A 15,167-nucleotide genomic window follows, 5' to 3' on the forward strand; every position below is an offset into this window, starting at 1 on the left:
CGCCTACCGGCGTACCGTGTCGTCCGTCTTGAGGTCCTCGACCGCGTCGTCGAACTCGTCGAGCTTGTCGGGGCAGTAGACCTGGAGCACGATCCGCTCGGCCTGCACCGCCCTGGTGTCGGCGATGACCGGGCGCATGCCCGGGCCGGTGGCGCCGTTGGAGATCCGCTCGATGCGGTAGAGCGCCTTCTTGAGGGCGTCGCCGGGGGCCTGGCAGACCTCGCCGCCGTCCGTGCCGAGCAGCCGCTGGGTGTTCTCCTGGTCGGGGGCCGGGTAGCCGGCCTTCACCAGCTCCTCGCTGAGCCGGCTCGCCTTGGAGGCGCTCTCGTCGGTCCGTTTGAAGGTGCTGTACCGGATGAGACCGGTGACGACCAGGCCGACGAGGATGACGATCGCGCCGATGTAGATCCACTTGTGCTCGGAGGCGAATCGGGTGGGGCTCATGAGGTGCCTGCCTCGCTCCGGGCGGCGGAGGTGCGCCAGCTCGGCTTGCGGAACCTGAGGAAGGCCCACGGGATGAGCAGGCCGAGGACGACGAGACCGCCGCCGACGATGACGATGTACGACCAGACGCTGCCGCTGCCGAACTGCGAGGGCGGGACGAAGCCGATGGCGAGCGCCGCGAGCGAGGAGAGCAGACCGACGGCGCACAGCAGCCCCAGGGCGGGTGCCCGGTAGCCGCGCGGGTGGTCGGGCTGGTTCTTCCGCAGCCGCACGGCGGCGGCGAACATCAGCAGGTAGACGATGAGGTACACCTGCGTGGTGATGGTCGAGAAGATCCAGTAGACGCTGGACACATTGGGGATCAGCGCGTACATCAGGGCGATGACCGAGGTGACGATGCCCTGGGTGACGAGGATGTTCTGCTGGATGCCGAACTTGTTGAGCTTCTGCAGGAACGGCGGCAGATAGCCCTCACTGCGCGAGATCTCCAGCAGGCCCTTGGAGGGCCCGGCCAGCCAGGTCAGCATGCCGCCGAGCGAGGCGGAGATCAGCATGACGGCGGCGATCGGGGTCATCCAGCCGACGTCGAAGTAGGAGAAGAACGCGTCGAACGCCTGCATCACGCCCGCGGTGAGGCTGAGCTGGTCCGCCGGGACGACCCAGCTGATCGCGAGCGCGGGAAGGATGAAGATCAGCAGGACGAGTCCCATCGCCAGGAACATCGACTTCGGGTACTCCTTCGCCGGGTCCTTCAGCGAGGAGACGTGAACGGCGTTCATCTCCATCCCGGAGTAGGAGAGGAAGTTGTTGACGATGAGGACGAGGCTCGCGAGGCCCGTCCACTGGGGGAGCAGATGGCTGCTGTTCATCGGCGCCGCCGACGGGTTGCCCTGGCCGAGGAAGACCATGCCGAGGACGACGAGGACGGTGCCGGGCACGAGCGTACCGATGACGAGGCCCCAGCTCGAAAGACCGGCCAGTGCCTTCGTGCCGCGCGACGAGACCCAGACGCCCGTCCAGTACAGGACCATGATGACGATGGCCGTGTAGAGGCCGTTGTCGGCGAGCGAGGGATCGATGACGTACGCGATCGTGCTGGCCACGAACGCCAGCAGGCTCGGGTAGTAGAAGATCGTCATCGCGAACTGGCACCACACCGCGAGGAACCCGAGCGGCTTCGAAAGCCCCTCCGCGACCCAGCGGTACACACCGCCCGACCACCCCGACGCCAGCTCCGCCGAGACCAGCGCGGTCGGCAGCAGGAACACGATCGCCGGGACGAGATAGAGGAAGACGCAGGCCAGGCCGTAGACGGCCATGGTCGGCGCCGCCCGCAGGCTGGCGACCGAGGCCGTGGTCATCAGGGCCAGCGTCACCCAGGTCAGGGTCGGCGTGGCCGCCGACCTCGCCACCGGGCGTGCCTCCGGTCTCGGCAGATCTGACGGAACGTCCATGGAACTCATCGGACACACCTCGCGTGGGACGGACGGAATGCCGCCACCCTCCACGACGCCGGACGACCCCGCACGGCGGGTGCGCCGTCGGGGTGACGCCCGGCCCTCCGGACACGAGAACGGTCCGGACCCGGGACGGCACGCGCGGGCTCCGGACCGGGGGCGTGACCGCCCGGGGGATCAGCCGCCGCGGCGGATCCGCGCGGCCTGCCGGGCCTCGGCGGTCTTACGGGCCTCGGCGGCCCGCCGGGACTCGTTCTTGGCGCGGCCGGGGCGGCCCGGGACGGTGCCGATGCCCCGGAAGGCCGCGCCGCCGCGCTTGGCGCCCTCCTTGCTGGGCGCGCTGCCGTCCACGGGCACGCCCGAGGGGGTCCGGGCGCCGGTGATCCGGCTCAGCTCGGCCTCGCCGGAGCGGACCCGGGTCTCCTGGGGGCGGATGCCGGCGTCCGCCATCAGGCGGGCCACCTCGCGCCGCTCCTCGGGGGTCACCAGGGTGACGACGACACCGGACTCGCCGGCGCGGGCGGTGCGACCGCCGCGGTGGAGGTAGTCCTTGTGGTCGGCCGGCGGGTCGACGTTGACGACCAGGTCGAGCTCGTCGACGTGGATGCCGCGCGCCGCCACGTTGGTGGCGACGAGGACGGGGACCTTGCCGGACCGGAAGCGGTCCAGGGTGCGGGTCCGCAGCGGCTGGGACTTGCCGCCGTGGAGCGCGGCGGCGCGGATCCCGCTGCCGAGGAGGTGCTTGGTGAAGCGGTCGACCGAGGCCTTCGTGGCCAGGAACATGATGACCCGCCCGTCGCGGGCGGCGATCTCCGTGGCGGTGGCGAACTTGTCGGCGCCGTGCACGAGGAGGACGTGGTGGTCCATCGTGGTGACGGTGGCGGACGAGGGATCGACCGAGTGGACGACCGAGTCCGTGAGGTACCGCTCGACGAGCAGGTCGACGTTGCGGTCGAGGGTGGCGGAGAACAGCAGCCGCTGCCCTCCGGGGGGCGTCAGGTCCATGATCTCGGTGACCTGGGGCATGAAGCCCATGTCGGCCATCTGGTCCGCCTCGTCGAGGACGGTGACGGCCACCCGCTCCAGCCGGCAGTCCTTGCGCTCGACCAGGTCCATCAGCCGGCCGGGGGTGGCGATCACGACCTCGGCGCCGTCGCGCAGGGCGGTGGCCTGCCGGCCGATCGACATGCCGCCGACGACGGTGGCCAGGCGCACCTTCAGGGCCCGGGCGAAGGGGTCGAGCGCGTCCGTGACCTGCTGGGCGAGTTCGCGGGTGGGGACGAGGATCACGGCGAGGGGCTTACGGGCCTCGGCGCGGCGTCCGGCGGTGCGGACGAGCAGGGGGAGCCCGAAGGCGAGGGTCTTGCCGGAACCGGTCCGGCCGCGTCCCAGGACGTCACGGCCCGCGAGGGCGTCGGGGACGGTCGCGGACTGGATCGGGAACGGCTCGTCGACTCCGAGCCGGGTGAGCTCGGCGAGGACCTCGGCCGGCAGCCCGAGCGCGGCGAATCCGGCGGCCGGCGTGCTCGGGGCGGGGGTGGGCTCGGCGGCGCCGGGCGTGCGGGGGGTGGTGTTCATGGGGGGACCTTCCTCGAAAACGGTGCGCTTCGAGGAATTCGCGACGGGCCGCGGACGGCCCCATGAATTTCTGGAACGTACCGAACGCCAGGTGCGTGCGGATCGGGTCACACCGAGGGTGAAGAAGGGGTGCCCGGCCCGTGAATGAGCCTGGAAGTGCTGAAAAATGCCTGGGAAATGCGACGAGCCGGCGCCCTCACCACACGGGTGAGGACACCGGCTGCGTCGGACGTGTCAACGTCAGGCGGGGAGGATGTTCTCCGCCTGGGGGCCCTTCTGGCCCTGCGTGACGTCGAAGGTCACCTTCTGGCCTTCCTGGAGCTCACGGAAGCCAGAGGTGGCGATGTTGGAGTAGTGGGCGAACACGTCCGGGCCGCCACCCTCCTGCTCGATGAAGCCGAAGCCCTTTTCAGCGTTGAACCACTTCACGGTGCCGTTAGCCATGTCAAATCTCCTTCGGGGCGTAGCCCTGGAAGCCGCACTGTGCGACTCCCGGCGTCGCCGTGATGATTGCCCCGTCCGGAAAACTGCACCGAAAACACAGAAAGTGCCTGACGATGTCGAATCGTCAAAGGCACTTGTAAGTTTCTTTGGGAACCACGACTGCAACTGCTGTCGACTGTAGCACGTCGTCGCCGGGGGTGCACGGAATGGCGTTTCTCACGCCGTTTCTCACGCCCGCGCCCCGTGGGGAGCGGAACGCGGAACGGCGGCGCGCCGCACCCCGGGGAAGGAGTGCGGCGCGCCGCCGTGCCGTGGAACGGGTGGAGATCAGACCGCCGGGGACGGGAAGGTCGGGTACTCCACGCCGGAGACGTGCTGGACCACGCGGATCACCTGGCACGAGTAGCCGAACTCGTTGTCGTACCACAGGTAGAGGATCGCGTTGTCGCCGTCGACCTTGGTCGCGCCGGCGTCGACGATCGACGCGTGACGCGAGCCCACGAAGTCCATGGAGACGGCGTCGGGGGCGGTGGTGAAGTCGATCTGACGCTTCAGCGGCGAGTGCAGCGAGACGTCGCGGAGGTACTCGAGGACCTCGTCGCGGGTGGTCTCGCGGCCCAGGCGCAGGCTCAGGATCGCGATCGAGACGTCCGGGACGGGGACGCGGATCGAGCTGCCGGTGATCGGGGCCTTCAGGTCCGGCAGGGCCTTCGCGACGGCCGAGGCGGCACCGGTCTCGGTGATCACCATGTTGAGCGGCGCGGAACGGCCGCGGCGGTCGGCCTTGTGGTAGTTGTCCAGGAGGTTCTGGTCGTTCGTGAACGAGTGGACCGTCTCCACGTGGCCGCGCAGCACGCCGTACTCGTCGTCCATCGCCTTGAGCGGCGGGACGATCGCGTTGGTGGTGCAGGAGGCGCAGGACAGGATCTGCTCGTCCGGCTTGATCGTGTCGTGGTTGACGCCGTGCACGATGTTCGGCACGTCACCCTTGCCGGGCGCGGTCAGGACGACCTTGTCGATGCCGGGGCGCAGGTGCTTCGACAGGCCCTCGCGGTCACGCCACTTGCCGGTGTTGTCGATGAGGATGGCGTTCTCGATGCCGTACGCCGTGTAGTCGACCTCGGAGGGGTCGTTGGCGTAGATCACCTTGATCGTGTTGCCGTTGGCGACGATCGTGCTGGTCGCCTCGTCGACGGTGATGGTGCCCTGGAACTGGCCGTGGATCGAGTCGCGGCGCAGCAGCGAGGCACGCTTCACCAGGTCCTGCTCACCGCCACCGCGCACGACGATGGCGCGCAGGCGCAGGCCGTTGCCCGAACCGGCCTTCTCGATGAGGAGGCGGGCGACGAGGCGGCCGATGCGGCCGAAGCCGTAGAGGACGACGTCGCGGCCGTCACGGCGCTCGATCTTGTTCTCGCCGGTGGCGCCGGCCACGGCCTCGGCCGTGAACTCCTCCACCGTCAGACCGCGGCTGTCGGTCTTGTAGTCGGCGGCCAGCACACCGATGTCGATCTGGCACGGGCCCAGGTCGAGGGTCGTGAGCGTCTGGAGGAACGGGAGCGTCTCGGTGACCGAGAGCTCCTCGCCGTCGATCTGCCGGGCGAACCGGTGGGTCTTGAGGATGCTGACCACCGACTTGTTCACCAGGGAGCGGCTGTGGACCAGGACGGTGACGTCCTGCTCCCGGTGCAGCTTCCCGATGATCGGGATCATCGACTCCGCGATCTCCTCGCGGTTCTTCCAACTGGTGAACGAGTCGTCATTGACAGTCACAAGATTATCTTTCGAGCTAGGCGGCGCTCATATGGTAACCCGGGGCCGGTCTGATCAATCAAGGGGTGCCGAACCGTACGATGGGACCCGTCGGGAACCGTCGTAGGCGGACGGGCCCGCCTACCTTGATGCGGGGGCATGGTGGTGAAGTTCGGGCTGCTCGGATCGCTCGTCGTCCACGACGGGACGGAGCTGCGGCCGGTGTCGGGCCCCAAGGTCCGGGTCCTCCTCGCCGCACTCCTCCTCCAGGCCAACCGCGCCGTCTCCCGGGACTCCCTCAAGGAGGCCCTCTGGGGGGCCTCCGTCCCCGCCAGCGCCGACGCCGCCCTCGCCAACCACCTCACCCGGCTGCGCCGCACCCTCGCCGCCGCCGACCGCGGTTCCGAGGACCGCCTGCGCACCGTGGCCCCCGGCTACCAGCTGCTCGTCCACGAGGGCGAACTCGACGCCGACGTCTTCGAGGCCCCGCGTCAGGGCCGTACAGCTCGCGCACCGGCGGGAGGACTGGGAGGGCGTGCGCCGCGAGGCCGCGCTCGCCATGGACCTGTGGCGCGGCACGCCCCTCGCCGACCTGGCTCCCTTCGCCGAGGCCGAGGGGCCCGCGCTCCGCGTCCACCAGCTCGCGGAGGCCCGCCTCCAGGCCCTGGAATGGAGCTTCGACGCGGAGCTGTGCCAGGGGCGGCACCACGAGGCCGTCGCCCCGCTCAGTACCCTCGCCGCCGAGCACCCGCTGCGCGAGGGCTTCCACCGCCGGCTCATGCTCGCCCTGCACCGGTCCGGCCGCCAGGCCGAGGCCTTCTCCGTCTACCACCGGCTGCGCCGCAGCCTCGTCGACGAACTCGGCACCGAACCGAGCGTGGCCGTCCAGCGGGCCCACGAGGAGGTGCTCGCGGGGGACCCCGGCCCCCGCCCGCGCACCCGGTCGGGCACCGCCGCACCGCGCCCGCCCTTCCAGCTGCCCTGGGAGGGCGACGCGTTCACGGGCCGTACGGCCGAGGTGGCGCGGGTGCGGGCGCTGCTCGGCGCCGGGGACGTGCCCGGGACCAGGACGGGACACGGCAGCGGGACCGGCGCCGGGAGCACGTACGACACCGGTGGCGTGCACGGGACCGGTGGTGACGGGGAGGGGCCCGCGCGCGTCCGGCCCGTCGTCATCTCCGGCATGGGCGGCATCGGCAAGACCGCCCTCGCCGTCCACGTGGCCCACCGCGTCCGTGACGCCTTCCCCGACGGCGCCCTCTACGCCGACCTGCGCGGCTACTGCGTCGAGGGCGCCCGGACGGCCCACGAGCTGCTCGCCCGCTTCCTCTCCGACCTCGGGGTGCGCCACGGCACCCTGCCCGAGGACACCGACGACCGCGCCCTCCTCTTCCGCTCCGCGCTCGCCGAGCGCCGGGTCCTGCTCGTCCTCGACAACGCCCGCAGCGCCGCCCAGGTCGCTCCGCTGCTCCCCGCCGGCGGGCCCAGCGCCGCCCTGATCACCAGCCGTCAGCTGCTCGCCGACCTGCCCGGCTCCGTCACGGTCCCGCTCGCCCCGCTGGCCGCCCCGGACCAGCACGCGCTGCTCGCCCGGCTCGCGGGCGCCGACCGCGTGGGGCAGGAGCCCGAGGCGCTGGCCGACATCATGGACGCCTGCGGCGGTCTGCCGCTCGCCCTCCGCATCGTCGGCGGCCGGCTCGCCTCCCGCCCCTCCTGGCCCCTCGCCCTCCTCGCGAAGCGCCTCACCCCGCACCGGGGCCGGCTGGAGACCCTCGCCATGGGCGACTTCGACGTCCAGCGGACCTTCGCCATGAGCTACGTGGCCATGCGGGACAGCGACCAGCCCCTGGAGCGCGAGGGCGCCCGCGCCTTCCGGCTCCTCGGCCGGAACTGGTCCGGCCACCAGGTCACCCCCCAGTCCACCGCCGCGCTCCTGGACGTCACCGAGAGCCGCGCCGCCGCCGTGCTCGACGTCCTGGCCGACGCCCACCTCGTCCTCACCCCCGCCCCCGACCGTTACGTGCTCCACGACCTGCTCGGCGAGTACGCGTGGCAGCGCGGCGAGGAGGAGGACACCGAGGCCGAGCGCACCACGGCCGTGCTGCGCCTGCTCTCCTGGTACGCCACCGCCCTCGCCACGGCCTCGCGGGTCGCCACCCGCGAGACGCAGTCCCCGCCGCCCCTCGACGGGGGCACCGGGACGCGCCCGGCCCTGCCCGAGTTCAGCGACGACGTCGAGGCGATCCGCTGGACCGCCAAGGAACTCCCCGCCATCCAGGACGCCCTGACCCGCGCCGGGGAACTGGGCCGCTCCGACCTGGCCTGGCGGCTCGCCGTCGGACTCTTCGGCTACGCCGGTACGCACTGGTGGACGGCCGAGTGGGACATCTGCCTGGGGCAGGCCATGGACATCGCGCGCGCCCACGGCGACACGCTGGGCCAGGCCTGGCTGCACCGCCGCATGGCCGTCGCCCACGGCATGGCCTTCCGCAACGAGGCCTGCCTCGACCACCTCCGCATCGCCCTGGAGCTGTTCACCGAGCGCGGGGACGTACTGGCCCAGGCCTCCATCCTCGGCAACATGTCCTCCCTCTACGCCCAGATCGAGGACGCCGAACGGGCGCTCAGCCACGCCGAACTCTCCCGCGACCTCTATCTGAAGGCCGGGCCCGACCTCTCCCGCGAGACGGGCGGCAGCCGGGGCGAGGCCCTCGTCCTCAGCAGGATCGCGGACGCCCGGCAGCTGCTCGGCGACCTCGACGGGGCGGCGGCGGACTTCCTGCGCGTGATCGAGCTGCTGCGCACGGACGGACACTGGCTGTTCCTCGCCACCTCTCTCACCAAGTACGGCGACATCCTGCGGGGTCTGGGGCGCCGCGACGAGGCCTTCGCCGCCCTCGCGGAGGCGCTCGGCATCCGGCACCGGATGAACGACGTCGGCGGGACCGCCGACTGCCTGGTCTTCACGGCCCGCGCCCACCACCACTTCGAGGAGTGGGGCGCCGCCCGTGAGACCTGGGAGAACTGCCTGCGGCTGGCCCGGGAGCACAACCTGACCAAGCGGATCGCGGAGAGCCTCGAAGGACTGGAGGCCCTGCCGGGGGAAACGTAGCGCCCCGGCCCCGTACGGCGGCCGCTCACAGCCGTCCCGGACGGCACGCGGGAATCTGCGGGACGTCCCGGAGACGGCTGGGACGGCACCGGCGCCGGTCGGTGCGTGGGCGAGCGGGGATGTCGGGCCGTCAGCTCCGGGTGGACGCGGCCAGGCGCCGTTCCAGTGCCGCACGGCGCTCCGGCCACTCCTCGACGACGACCGAGAAGACGGCGGTGTCCCGGAGACGGCCCTCCTCGCCCGGGACCCAGGACGGGGCCCAGTTCCGCAGGACGCCCTCGAAGCTCGCGCCGACCCGCTCCACGGCCGCCCGCGAACGGGCGTTGCGGGCGTCCGTCATGAGGTCGACCCGCGCCACGCCCCAGATGTCGAAGGCGTGCCGCAGGAGCAGGTACTTGGCCTCAGTGTTCACGCCCGTGCCCTGCGCGGAGGCGGCGAGCCAGGTGTAGCCGATCTCGACCGCGCGCAGCCCCTCGCCGGAGGGCCACGGCCGGGGCTCGCAGAACGAGGTGTGGCCGACCACCCGCCCGCTCGGCACGTGCACCTGGGCGTACGGGGTCAGCAGGCCCGCTTCGGCGCGGGCCAGGTGCCCGTCGACGTACGCGGCGATCTCCGCCCGCTCGGGGACCCGGGTGTAGCGGTACGACCCCCGGTCCTCCTCCGCCGCCTCGGCGAGACCCCGGGCGTGCTGCCGCCCCAGCGGCTCCAGGCGCACCGAGGCGCCTTCCAGAACGGGTCCTGCCGGGGGAAAGCCCATGTTTCCGTACTCCGTGATCACGCGTCGGGTAGGTCGGGGACCGTGCGAACGGTGTGCAGAATCTCAGAGTCGCCGGGGAACGGCACCTCGTTTCCGCCCGGCGGTCACGGGAAGGCCAGCGCCCGGAAGGCGTCCCTGACCCGGGCCAGCGGACCCGGGTCCCGGGTGAGGCGGAGCCGGTTGGTCAGCAGGACCGCCCAGCGCCCGCGCGCCGGCGACACCCACATCCCCGTACCCGTGAAGCCGAAGTGCGCCCACACGCCGTCCGCCGGAACCGTGCCCGGCGCCGGATGCCAGAACAGGCCGCGCGGCGGGTCGAGTTCGCCGGTGTGGACGCGGAGCGACACGGCGGTCCAGTCCGCCGAGAAGGTGCCGGGCGCCGGGGCGAGGAGATGGCGGAGGAACCGGCCGATGTCGGCGGTGGTGGTGAAGACCCCGGCGATCCCGCAGGCCCCGCCGAGGAGCCGGGCCGAGAAGTCGTGGACGGTGCCCCGGAGCGGCGCGCCGGTCCCCTCGTCGTACTCGGTGGGGGCGCAGCGCTCCCCGAGCGCGGCGGGCAGCGGACCGTACCGGGTCTCCGGCATGGTGAGCGGGTCCCAGACCCGTTCCCCGGCGAGCCGGGGGAGCGGGGTGCGGGTGAGGTGCTCGGCGAGGTAGCCGAGGACCAGCGCCGCCCGGTCGGTGTACGCGACGGCTTCCCCCGGCCGGTGCCGGAGCGGCTCCGCGAGGACGCCGTCCCTGACGTCCTGCGGGTCCGAGCCGTACAGGTGCCGGAGGTTGGCGCGGAGCGGCATGCCCGCCGTGTGGGTGAGGAGGTGGTGGGCCGTGGCCCCGGCGAGGGGCCGCCCCGCCGCCTCGGGCCAGTAGGAGCCGAGCGGGGCCGCGAGGTCGAGCTTCCCGGCGTCGACGAGGGTCCCCGTCACGGCCCACACGGCGAGGATCTTGGTCAGGCTCGCGACGTCGAACAGGGTGTCGTGGCGCATCGGCTCCCCGGGGCGCGCCGGGTCGAGGAGCCCGACCGCTCCGTCCGACAGGATGCCCCGGGCGTCACCCACGGCCCACGCGGCGCCCGGATACACGCCCGTGCGGGCCGCGTCGCCGAGCAGCCGCTCGAAGGGATCGCTGCGCACTGCCAAGGCGGGCCTCCGGCGGGTCTGCGGGGGCGGGCCCCGGGGAGCCTGGCGGGCCGCGCTCCGGAGTCATGCCCCGGCCGTACGGGAAGACACCCTTCCGTCACGGGAAGACCCCGCCGGGCGTGATCCGTACTCCCGGCGGACGCGCCCGCGTTACTTGCAGACCACTTCGTCGCGCGGCGTGTAGTGGGTCTTGAAGGTCTCCCGCTTGACCTCGGCGCCGTCGTTCTTGAACACCCGGTCCACCGAGATGTCGAAGCCTTCGAGCGGCGGCTGCGGCACACAGGCCTCGCCGGTGCCCTCGCGCTTCGTGGGCTCCGTGAGGTTGGTGCGCGGTCCCGCGACCGCCTCCACGGAGTCGTACTTCTTCGTGCCCAGGAAGCTCACCGTGACCGAGGTGTCGGTCGCGCCCGCCTTGATGTAGATGGGCTTGCCGGTGTCGTTGCGGAACTTCAGGTCCAGCGAGCCCCACGCGACGGTCGCCTCGCGGCCGGCCGGGTAGCGCTCGATGTAGAAGGAGTGGGCGCCGTACTCCACGGGCTTCACCCCGGCGAAGAACATGGCGTTGAACATGGTGGTGGCCATGGCCGAGACGCCACCGCCGGGCGCCGACCGGTACTGGCCGTCCAGGATCATCGTGCCGTCGACGAAACCGTTGTCCGCGGTCCGCTCGCCGACCGTCCTGTTGAAGCTCCACACCTCGCCCGGCTGCACGATCGAGCCGTTGATCAGCTCGGCCGCCCGGCCGATGTTCGTCGTCCGGTACGGCGCGCTCGGGAAGTTCACCGTGAACGTCGACATCTGCTCGGTGATGCCGAGCCGCGCCAGCGAGTCCGCGCTCAGCTCGGGCTCGGTGACGGTGGTCGCCACCGGCGCGGTCCGCGCGGCGGCACCGGACTTGGTGAGCAGCGGGCGTACGGCGTCACCGAGGGCCTTCGCGGTCACCTCGTGCCCGGGCCGGCCCTCCGACTCCACCACGACCTTGCCGTCCCGCACCCCGAGGCTCGCCTCGACGGGCGCGCCGGTCAGCGAGGCGAGCGGCCGGGCCACGTCCGGGTCGCGCAGCAGCGCCTCCGCGTCGAGGGCGGGGGTGAGCCGGCCGTCCTCCGTCTTCACGGTGAGGTGGTCGCTCAGGGTCGCGGCGGAGATCCGCAGCCGCTCCTGGCCCGCGGTGAGGGTCACCGGGCCGGACACGGCGGGCTTCGCGTACGTGTCGAGGAAGCGGGACACCTCGGTCGCGGGCAGCTTCGGCTGGGTCGTCGTGACGGGCAGGTTCACCGCGGCGGCGGCGCCGGCGGCGGGGTAGGCGGCGCGCAGCGTCTCGACGGCCTGCCCGGTGTCCAGCTTCTGTCCCGTCACCGGGTGCGTCGCGACGGCCTTGCCGTCGCGGAAGGCGACGGACCCCTCGCGTACCGCCCGGTCGTTCTTCTTCGCCAGCGCCGACACGGTGGCGTTCGCCTTGTCGGCGTCGTACGCGAGGACGGGCCGGATGTCGCGCTCGCCGGACGAGAAGAGCCGCCCGATGACGGTGAACGGGTCGCGGGCCGGATCGGCGGCCAGATCGGCGGTCTTCGCCAGGTCCACGGTGAGCCCGGCGGCGGCCGGCGCCACGCTGGTGGCGCTGTCGCCGACCCGCACGGGTATGGGGGCGTTCCAGGAGGCCGGGGCCTCGGCGGCCAGCTTGGCCCGGGCCTCGGCCCGGCTCATGCCGCCGATGTCCACGCCGTCGACACGGGTGCCGGCGGATATGTCGTCGCCGGTCGCGAAGAGCCCCGCGACGTACAGGCCACCCGCGGCGACGGCGACCACACCCGTCGCGATGGCCGCCGTCCGGAGACGCGGACGGCGCCCCTGTCGGGGCGTCGGGGCATGGTCGGTCCTGGAGCGGGGCACACGCTCTCCCGTGGCGTCGAGGATGGGGGGAACCACTCGACGGTACGCCGAAAGAGTGTCTTATGCACATAAGGCCGGTTTGACCTGCGGGGATACGGAGGGGGAGGGCGGGCTCACGGAGAGTGCGACGCGGTGTGCGGGTGCGCGGGTGTGCGGATGCGCCGGGGTGCGGGTGCGCTCGCGGGGCGCCGGGCCTCAGGGCGTTACGGCCGGGCCGCGAGCGCCCGACGGCCGCGCGTGCGGGCTCCCGCCCGGTGCCCCGGCGGCGCGCGCTTAAGCTGGACCGGTGCCTGATCCGTCCCCGAGCTCCGGGCCCCGGTCCGTCGACCGGGCCCTCGCCGTCCTCGACGCCGTCGCCGACGCCGACCGGCCCGTCGGGGCCAAGGCGCTGGCCCGGCACCTCGGCTGCGCCCTCTCGACCGTGTACCACCTCACCGGACCCCTCCTCGCCCGCGGTTACCTCGTCCGCACCGCCGAGGGGTACGCCCCGGGACCCCGCGTCCCGGCGCTGCACCGCTCCCACCAGCGGCACCACGGACTCGGCGCCGGGACCGGCGAACTCCTCGGCCGGCTGCGCCGGGCCACCGGCGCGGAGGCGTACCACACCGCGTACCGCGACGGCCTGATCACCGTCGTCGACACCACCGCCCCGGTCACCGACACCGCCCACCCCTTCGTACCCGGCCCCGAGGACCGCGCGCACGCCACCGCCCACGGCAAGGCCCTGCTCGCCGCCCTGCCGCGCCCGCTGCGCCGCCGCTATCTCGCGGAGCACGGGATGGCACGGTTCACCGAGCGCACCATCACCAGCGCCGAGCGCTTCGAGGCCGAGGCCGAGCGGGTGCGCGGGCAGGGCTTCGCCGTGTCGGTGGGCGAGGCCGACCTCGCGTACACCTGTCTCGCCGTGGCCCTGCCCGAGCGCGGCGACGGCATCGTGCACGCGCTCTCCGTCTCGCTGCCGACCGCCGACTTCGGCCGGCGGCAGGGCGCCGTCCGGGCGGCCCTCGCCCGCGCCGTACCGGACTTTCCGGCCCTGCCGGAATCCTGAGGGGACCGGCTGGCGGCGCCCGCCGAAGAACCGCACGCTGGACCCATGATCTTCATCGCCGTCCGATTCACCGCCCGCCCCGACCACGCCGACCGCTGGCTCGACCTGGTCGGGGACTTCACCCGCGCCACCCGCGAGGAGCCCGGCAACCTCTTCTTCGACTGGTCCCGCAGCGTCGACGACCCCAACGTCTTCGTCCTCCTGGAGGCCTTCGCCGACGCCGAGGCGGGCGCCGCCCACGTCGCCTCCGCACACTTCAAGGCCGGTCTGGAGACCATGGCCGGAGCCATCGCCACCACCCCCGAGATCATCAACGTCGAGGTTCCGCAGCAGGGCTGGGGCGCCATGGCGGAGCTGGCCCCGACCGGCGTCTGAGCCACCGTCCACGGCCCCTGGACCCGCCGTCCCGCCTGATAGGTTCGCACGCACACGCAGGCGGGGCGGCGGCCCGAGGGGAGAAGCGGCACATGGCGTCGAGCGGGCGGCAGACCGGCAGGCCCACCCTGGAGGAGGTCGCGGCCAGGGCGGGAGTCGGTCGCGGCACCGTGTCCCGGGTCATCAACGGCTCCCCCCGGGTGAGCGAACAGGCCAAGGCCGCCGTCGAGCGGGCCGTCGCCGAACTCGGCTACGTCCCCAACCGGGCCGCCCGCGCCCTGGCCGGCAGCCGTACCGACGCCGTCGCCCTGGTGATCCCCGAGACCGAGGCCCGGCTCTTCGCGGAGCCGTACTTCCTCGACATCATCCGTGGCGTCAGCAGCGAACTCGCCGACGCCGACAAGCAGTTGCTGCTCACCCTGATCCGCAGCGAGCAGGAGCGCCAGCGCTTCGAGCAGTACCTCGCCGCCCAGCGCGTCGACGGAGTCCTCCTCGTCTCCGTGCACGGCGAGGACCCGCTGCCCGACCAGGTCCGTGCCCTCGGCCTGCCCGCCGTCCTCAACGGCCGCCGTACCGAGGACGAACGCGTCGCCTTCGTCGACTCCGACAACACCGGCGCCGGCCGGACCGCCGTCGCCCACCTCGCCGGGCGCGGCCGACGCACCATCGCCACCATCACCGGCCCCCTCGACATGTACGTGGCCCGCTGCCGCCTCGACGGCTACCGCGAAGGCCTGACCGGAGCCGGACTCGTCCCCGACGACGGGCTCGTCGCCGACGGGGACTTCACCGAGGAGGGCGGCCGGCGCGCCATGCGCGAACTCCTCGACCGCAGGCCCGACCTGGACGCCGTCTTCGCCGCCTCCGACGTGATGGCCGCGGGCGCGCGCGGAGTGCTGCGCGAGGCGGGCCGCCGGGTCCCCGAGGACGTGGCCCTCGTCGGCGTCGACGACTCGGCCGTCGCCCGGCACATGGACCCGCCCCTGACAAGCGTCCGCCAGCCCATCGAGGAGATGGGCCGCACCATGGCCCGGCTGCTGCTCCAGGAGATCGCCTCACCCGGCGACCCCGATGAGCAGCCCCGCCGGATGCTCCCGACGGAACTGGTGGTCCGCGCCTCCTCCTGAGGACCCCTCGCCCGACGGGTGAACGACTCCACGGGACCACCCCCGCG

Annotated in this window: 12 protein-coding genes and 1 pseudogene; 5 read left to right on the forward strand and 8 right to left on the reverse strand. The window is 72.8% G+C overall.

Features of this window, described 5'->3' with window-relative positions; genetic code table 11:
- Positions 1-3: 3 nt before the first annotated feature.
- The 5 genes from ASD33_RS22930 to ASD33_RS22950 all read right to left on the reverse strand — a co-directional run bounded on the left by ASD33_RS22930 (position 4) and on the right by ASD33_RS22950 (position 5,696).
- On the reverse strand, positions 4-444 hold the full coding sequence (locus ASD33_RS22930; protein ID WP_056563628.1) for a hypothetical protein: 441 nt from the start codon (positions 442-444) through the stop codon (positions 4-6).
- A complete protein-coding gene (locus ASD33_RS22935; RefSeq protein WP_056563631.1) occupies positions 441-1,907 on the reverse strand; it encodes an APC family permease in 1,467 nt (488 codons plus the stop codon). The genes ASD33_RS22930 and ASD33_RS22935 overlap by 4 nt, the downstream gene beginning before the upstream one ends.
- Before the next feature lie 171 nt (positions 1,908-2,078).
- Positions 2,079-3,479 (reverse strand): DEAD/DEAH box helicase, encoded by a 1,401-nt coding sequence (locus tag ASD33_RS22940; RefSeq protein WP_056563634.1) that lies wholly within the window; start codon positions 3,477-3,479, stop codon positions 2,079-2,081.
- Between the two features lie 240 nt (positions 3,480-3,719).
- Entirely contained in the window at positions 3,720-3,923 is a 204-nt protein-coding gene (locus tag ASD33_RS22945; protein WP_030218719.1) for a cold-shock protein, read from the reverse strand.
- Between the two features lie 327 nt (positions 3,924-4,250).
- Complete coding sequence (locus ASD33_RS22950) at positions 4,251-5,696, reverse strand: glyceraldehyde-3-phosphate dehydrogenase (protein WP_056563638.1); 1,446 nt, start codon at positions 5,694-5,696, stop codon at positions 4,251-4,253.
- A 138-nt stretch (positions 5,697-5,834) separates the two neighbouring features.
- Here ASD33_RS22950 and ASD33_RS36490 point away from each other — a divergent pair.
- Together ASD33_RS36490 and ASD33_RS22960 are read left to right on the forward strand one after the other, a co-directional pair.
- A pseudogene (locus ASD33_RS36490) lies at positions 5,835-6,053 on the forward strand (winged helix-turn-helix domain-containing protein); the annotation flags it as partial.
- A gap of 157 nt (positions 6,054-6,210) precedes the next feature.
- Positions 6,211-8,787 carry a BTAD domain-containing putative transcriptional regulator gene (locus ASD33_RS22960; protein ID WP_056563645.1) on the forward strand — a complete coding sequence of 859 codons (2,577 nt, stop codon included), beginning with the start codon at positions 6,211-6,213 and terminating at the stop codon, positions 8,785-8,787.
- A 130-nt stretch (positions 8,788-8,917) separates the two neighbouring features.
- On the opposite strand, the gene ASD33_RS22965 is transcribed toward ASD33_RS22960, so the two are convergent.
- The 3 genes from ASD33_RS22965 to ASD33_RS22975 all read right to left on the reverse strand — a co-directional run bounded on the left by ASD33_RS22965 (position 8,918) and on the right by ASD33_RS22975 (position 12,570).
- Complete coding sequence (locus ASD33_RS22965; protein ID WP_056563648.1) at positions 8,918-9,544, reverse strand: GNAT family protein; 627 nt, start codon at positions 9,542-9,544, stop codon at positions 8,918-8,920.
- Between the two features lie 104 nt (positions 9,545-9,648).
- Positions 9,649-10,680, reverse strand: coding sequence for a serine hydrolase domain-containing protein (locus tag ASD33_RS22970; RefSeq protein ID WP_056563651.1), 1,032 nt, complete (start codon positions 10,678-10,680; stop codon positions 9,649-9,651).
- Positions 10,681-10,830: 150 nt separating this feature from the next.
- A complete protein-coding gene (locus tag ASD33_RS22975; RefSeq protein ID WP_079044960.1) occupies positions 10,831-12,570 on the reverse strand; it encodes a VanW family protein in 1,740 nt (579 codons plus the stop codon).
- Positions 12,571-12,856: 286 nt separating this feature from the next.
- On the opposite strand from ASD33_RS22975, the gene ASD33_RS22980 reads away from it, so the two are divergent.
- From ASD33_RS22980 to ASD33_RS22990, 3 genes are all read left to right on the forward strand, one after another.
- On the forward strand, positions 12,857-13,618 hold the full coding sequence (locus ASD33_RS22980) for an IclR family transcriptional regulator C-terminal domain-containing protein (RefSeq protein WP_056563653.1): 762 nt from the start codon (positions 12,857-12,859) through the stop codon (positions 13,616-13,618).
- Positions 13,619-13,663: 45 nt separating this feature from the next.
- Positions 13,664-13,993 (forward strand): putative quinol monooxygenase, encoded by a 330-nt coding sequence (locus tag ASD33_RS22985; protein WP_056563655.1) that lies wholly within the window; start codon positions 13,664-13,666, stop codon positions 13,991-13,993.
- 92 nt (positions 13,994-14,085) lie between these two features.
- The gene (locus ASD33_RS22990) at positions 14,086-15,120 is read left to right on the forward strand and encodes a LacI family DNA-binding transcriptional regulator (RefSeq protein ID WP_056563658.1); all 1,035 of its coding nucleotides are present in this window, start codon (positions 14,086-14,088) and stop codon (positions 15,118-15,120) included.
- Positions 15,121-15,167 lie beyond the last annotated feature (47 nt).

This window comes from Streptomyces sp. Root1304 (assembly GCF_001426405.1).
Classification (GTDB): Bacteria; Actinomycetota; Actinomycetes; order Streptomycetales; family Streptomycetaceae; genus Streptomyces.

What these genes read in the sequence shown, in the direction of transcription:
- ASD33_RS22965 (WP_056563648.1), bottom strand. Translation starts at nt 9,544, where the DNA reads ATGGGCTTTCCCCCGGCAGGACCCGTTCTGGAAGGCGCCTCGGTGCGC.
- ASD33_RS22945 (WP_030218719.1), bottom strand. Translation starts at nt 3,923, where the DNA reads ATGGCTAACGGCACCGTGAAGTGGTTCAACGCTGAAAAGGGCTTCGGC.
- ASD33_RS22985 (WP_056563655.1), top strand. Translation starts at nt 13,664, where the DNA reads ATGATCTTCATCGCCGTCCGATTCACCGCCCGCCCCGACCACGCCGAC.
- ASD33_RS22930 (WP_056563628.1), bottom strand. Translation starts at nt 444, where the DNA reads ATGAGCCCCACCCGATTCGCCTCCGAGCACAAGTGGATCTACATCGGC.
- ASD33_RS22935 (WP_056563631.1), bottom strand. Translation starts at nt 1,907, where the DNA reads ATGAGTTCCATGGACGTTCCGTCAGATCTGCCGAGACCGGAGGCACGC.
- ASD33_RS22990 (WP_056563658.1), top strand. Translation starts at nt 14,086, where the DNA reads ATGGCGTCGAGCGGGCGGCAGACCGGCAGGCCCACCCTGGAGGAGGTC.
- ASD33_RS22940 (WP_056563634.1), bottom strand. Translation starts at nt 3,479, where the DNA reads ATGAACACCACCCCCCGCACGCCCGGCGCCGCCGAGCCCACCCCCGCC.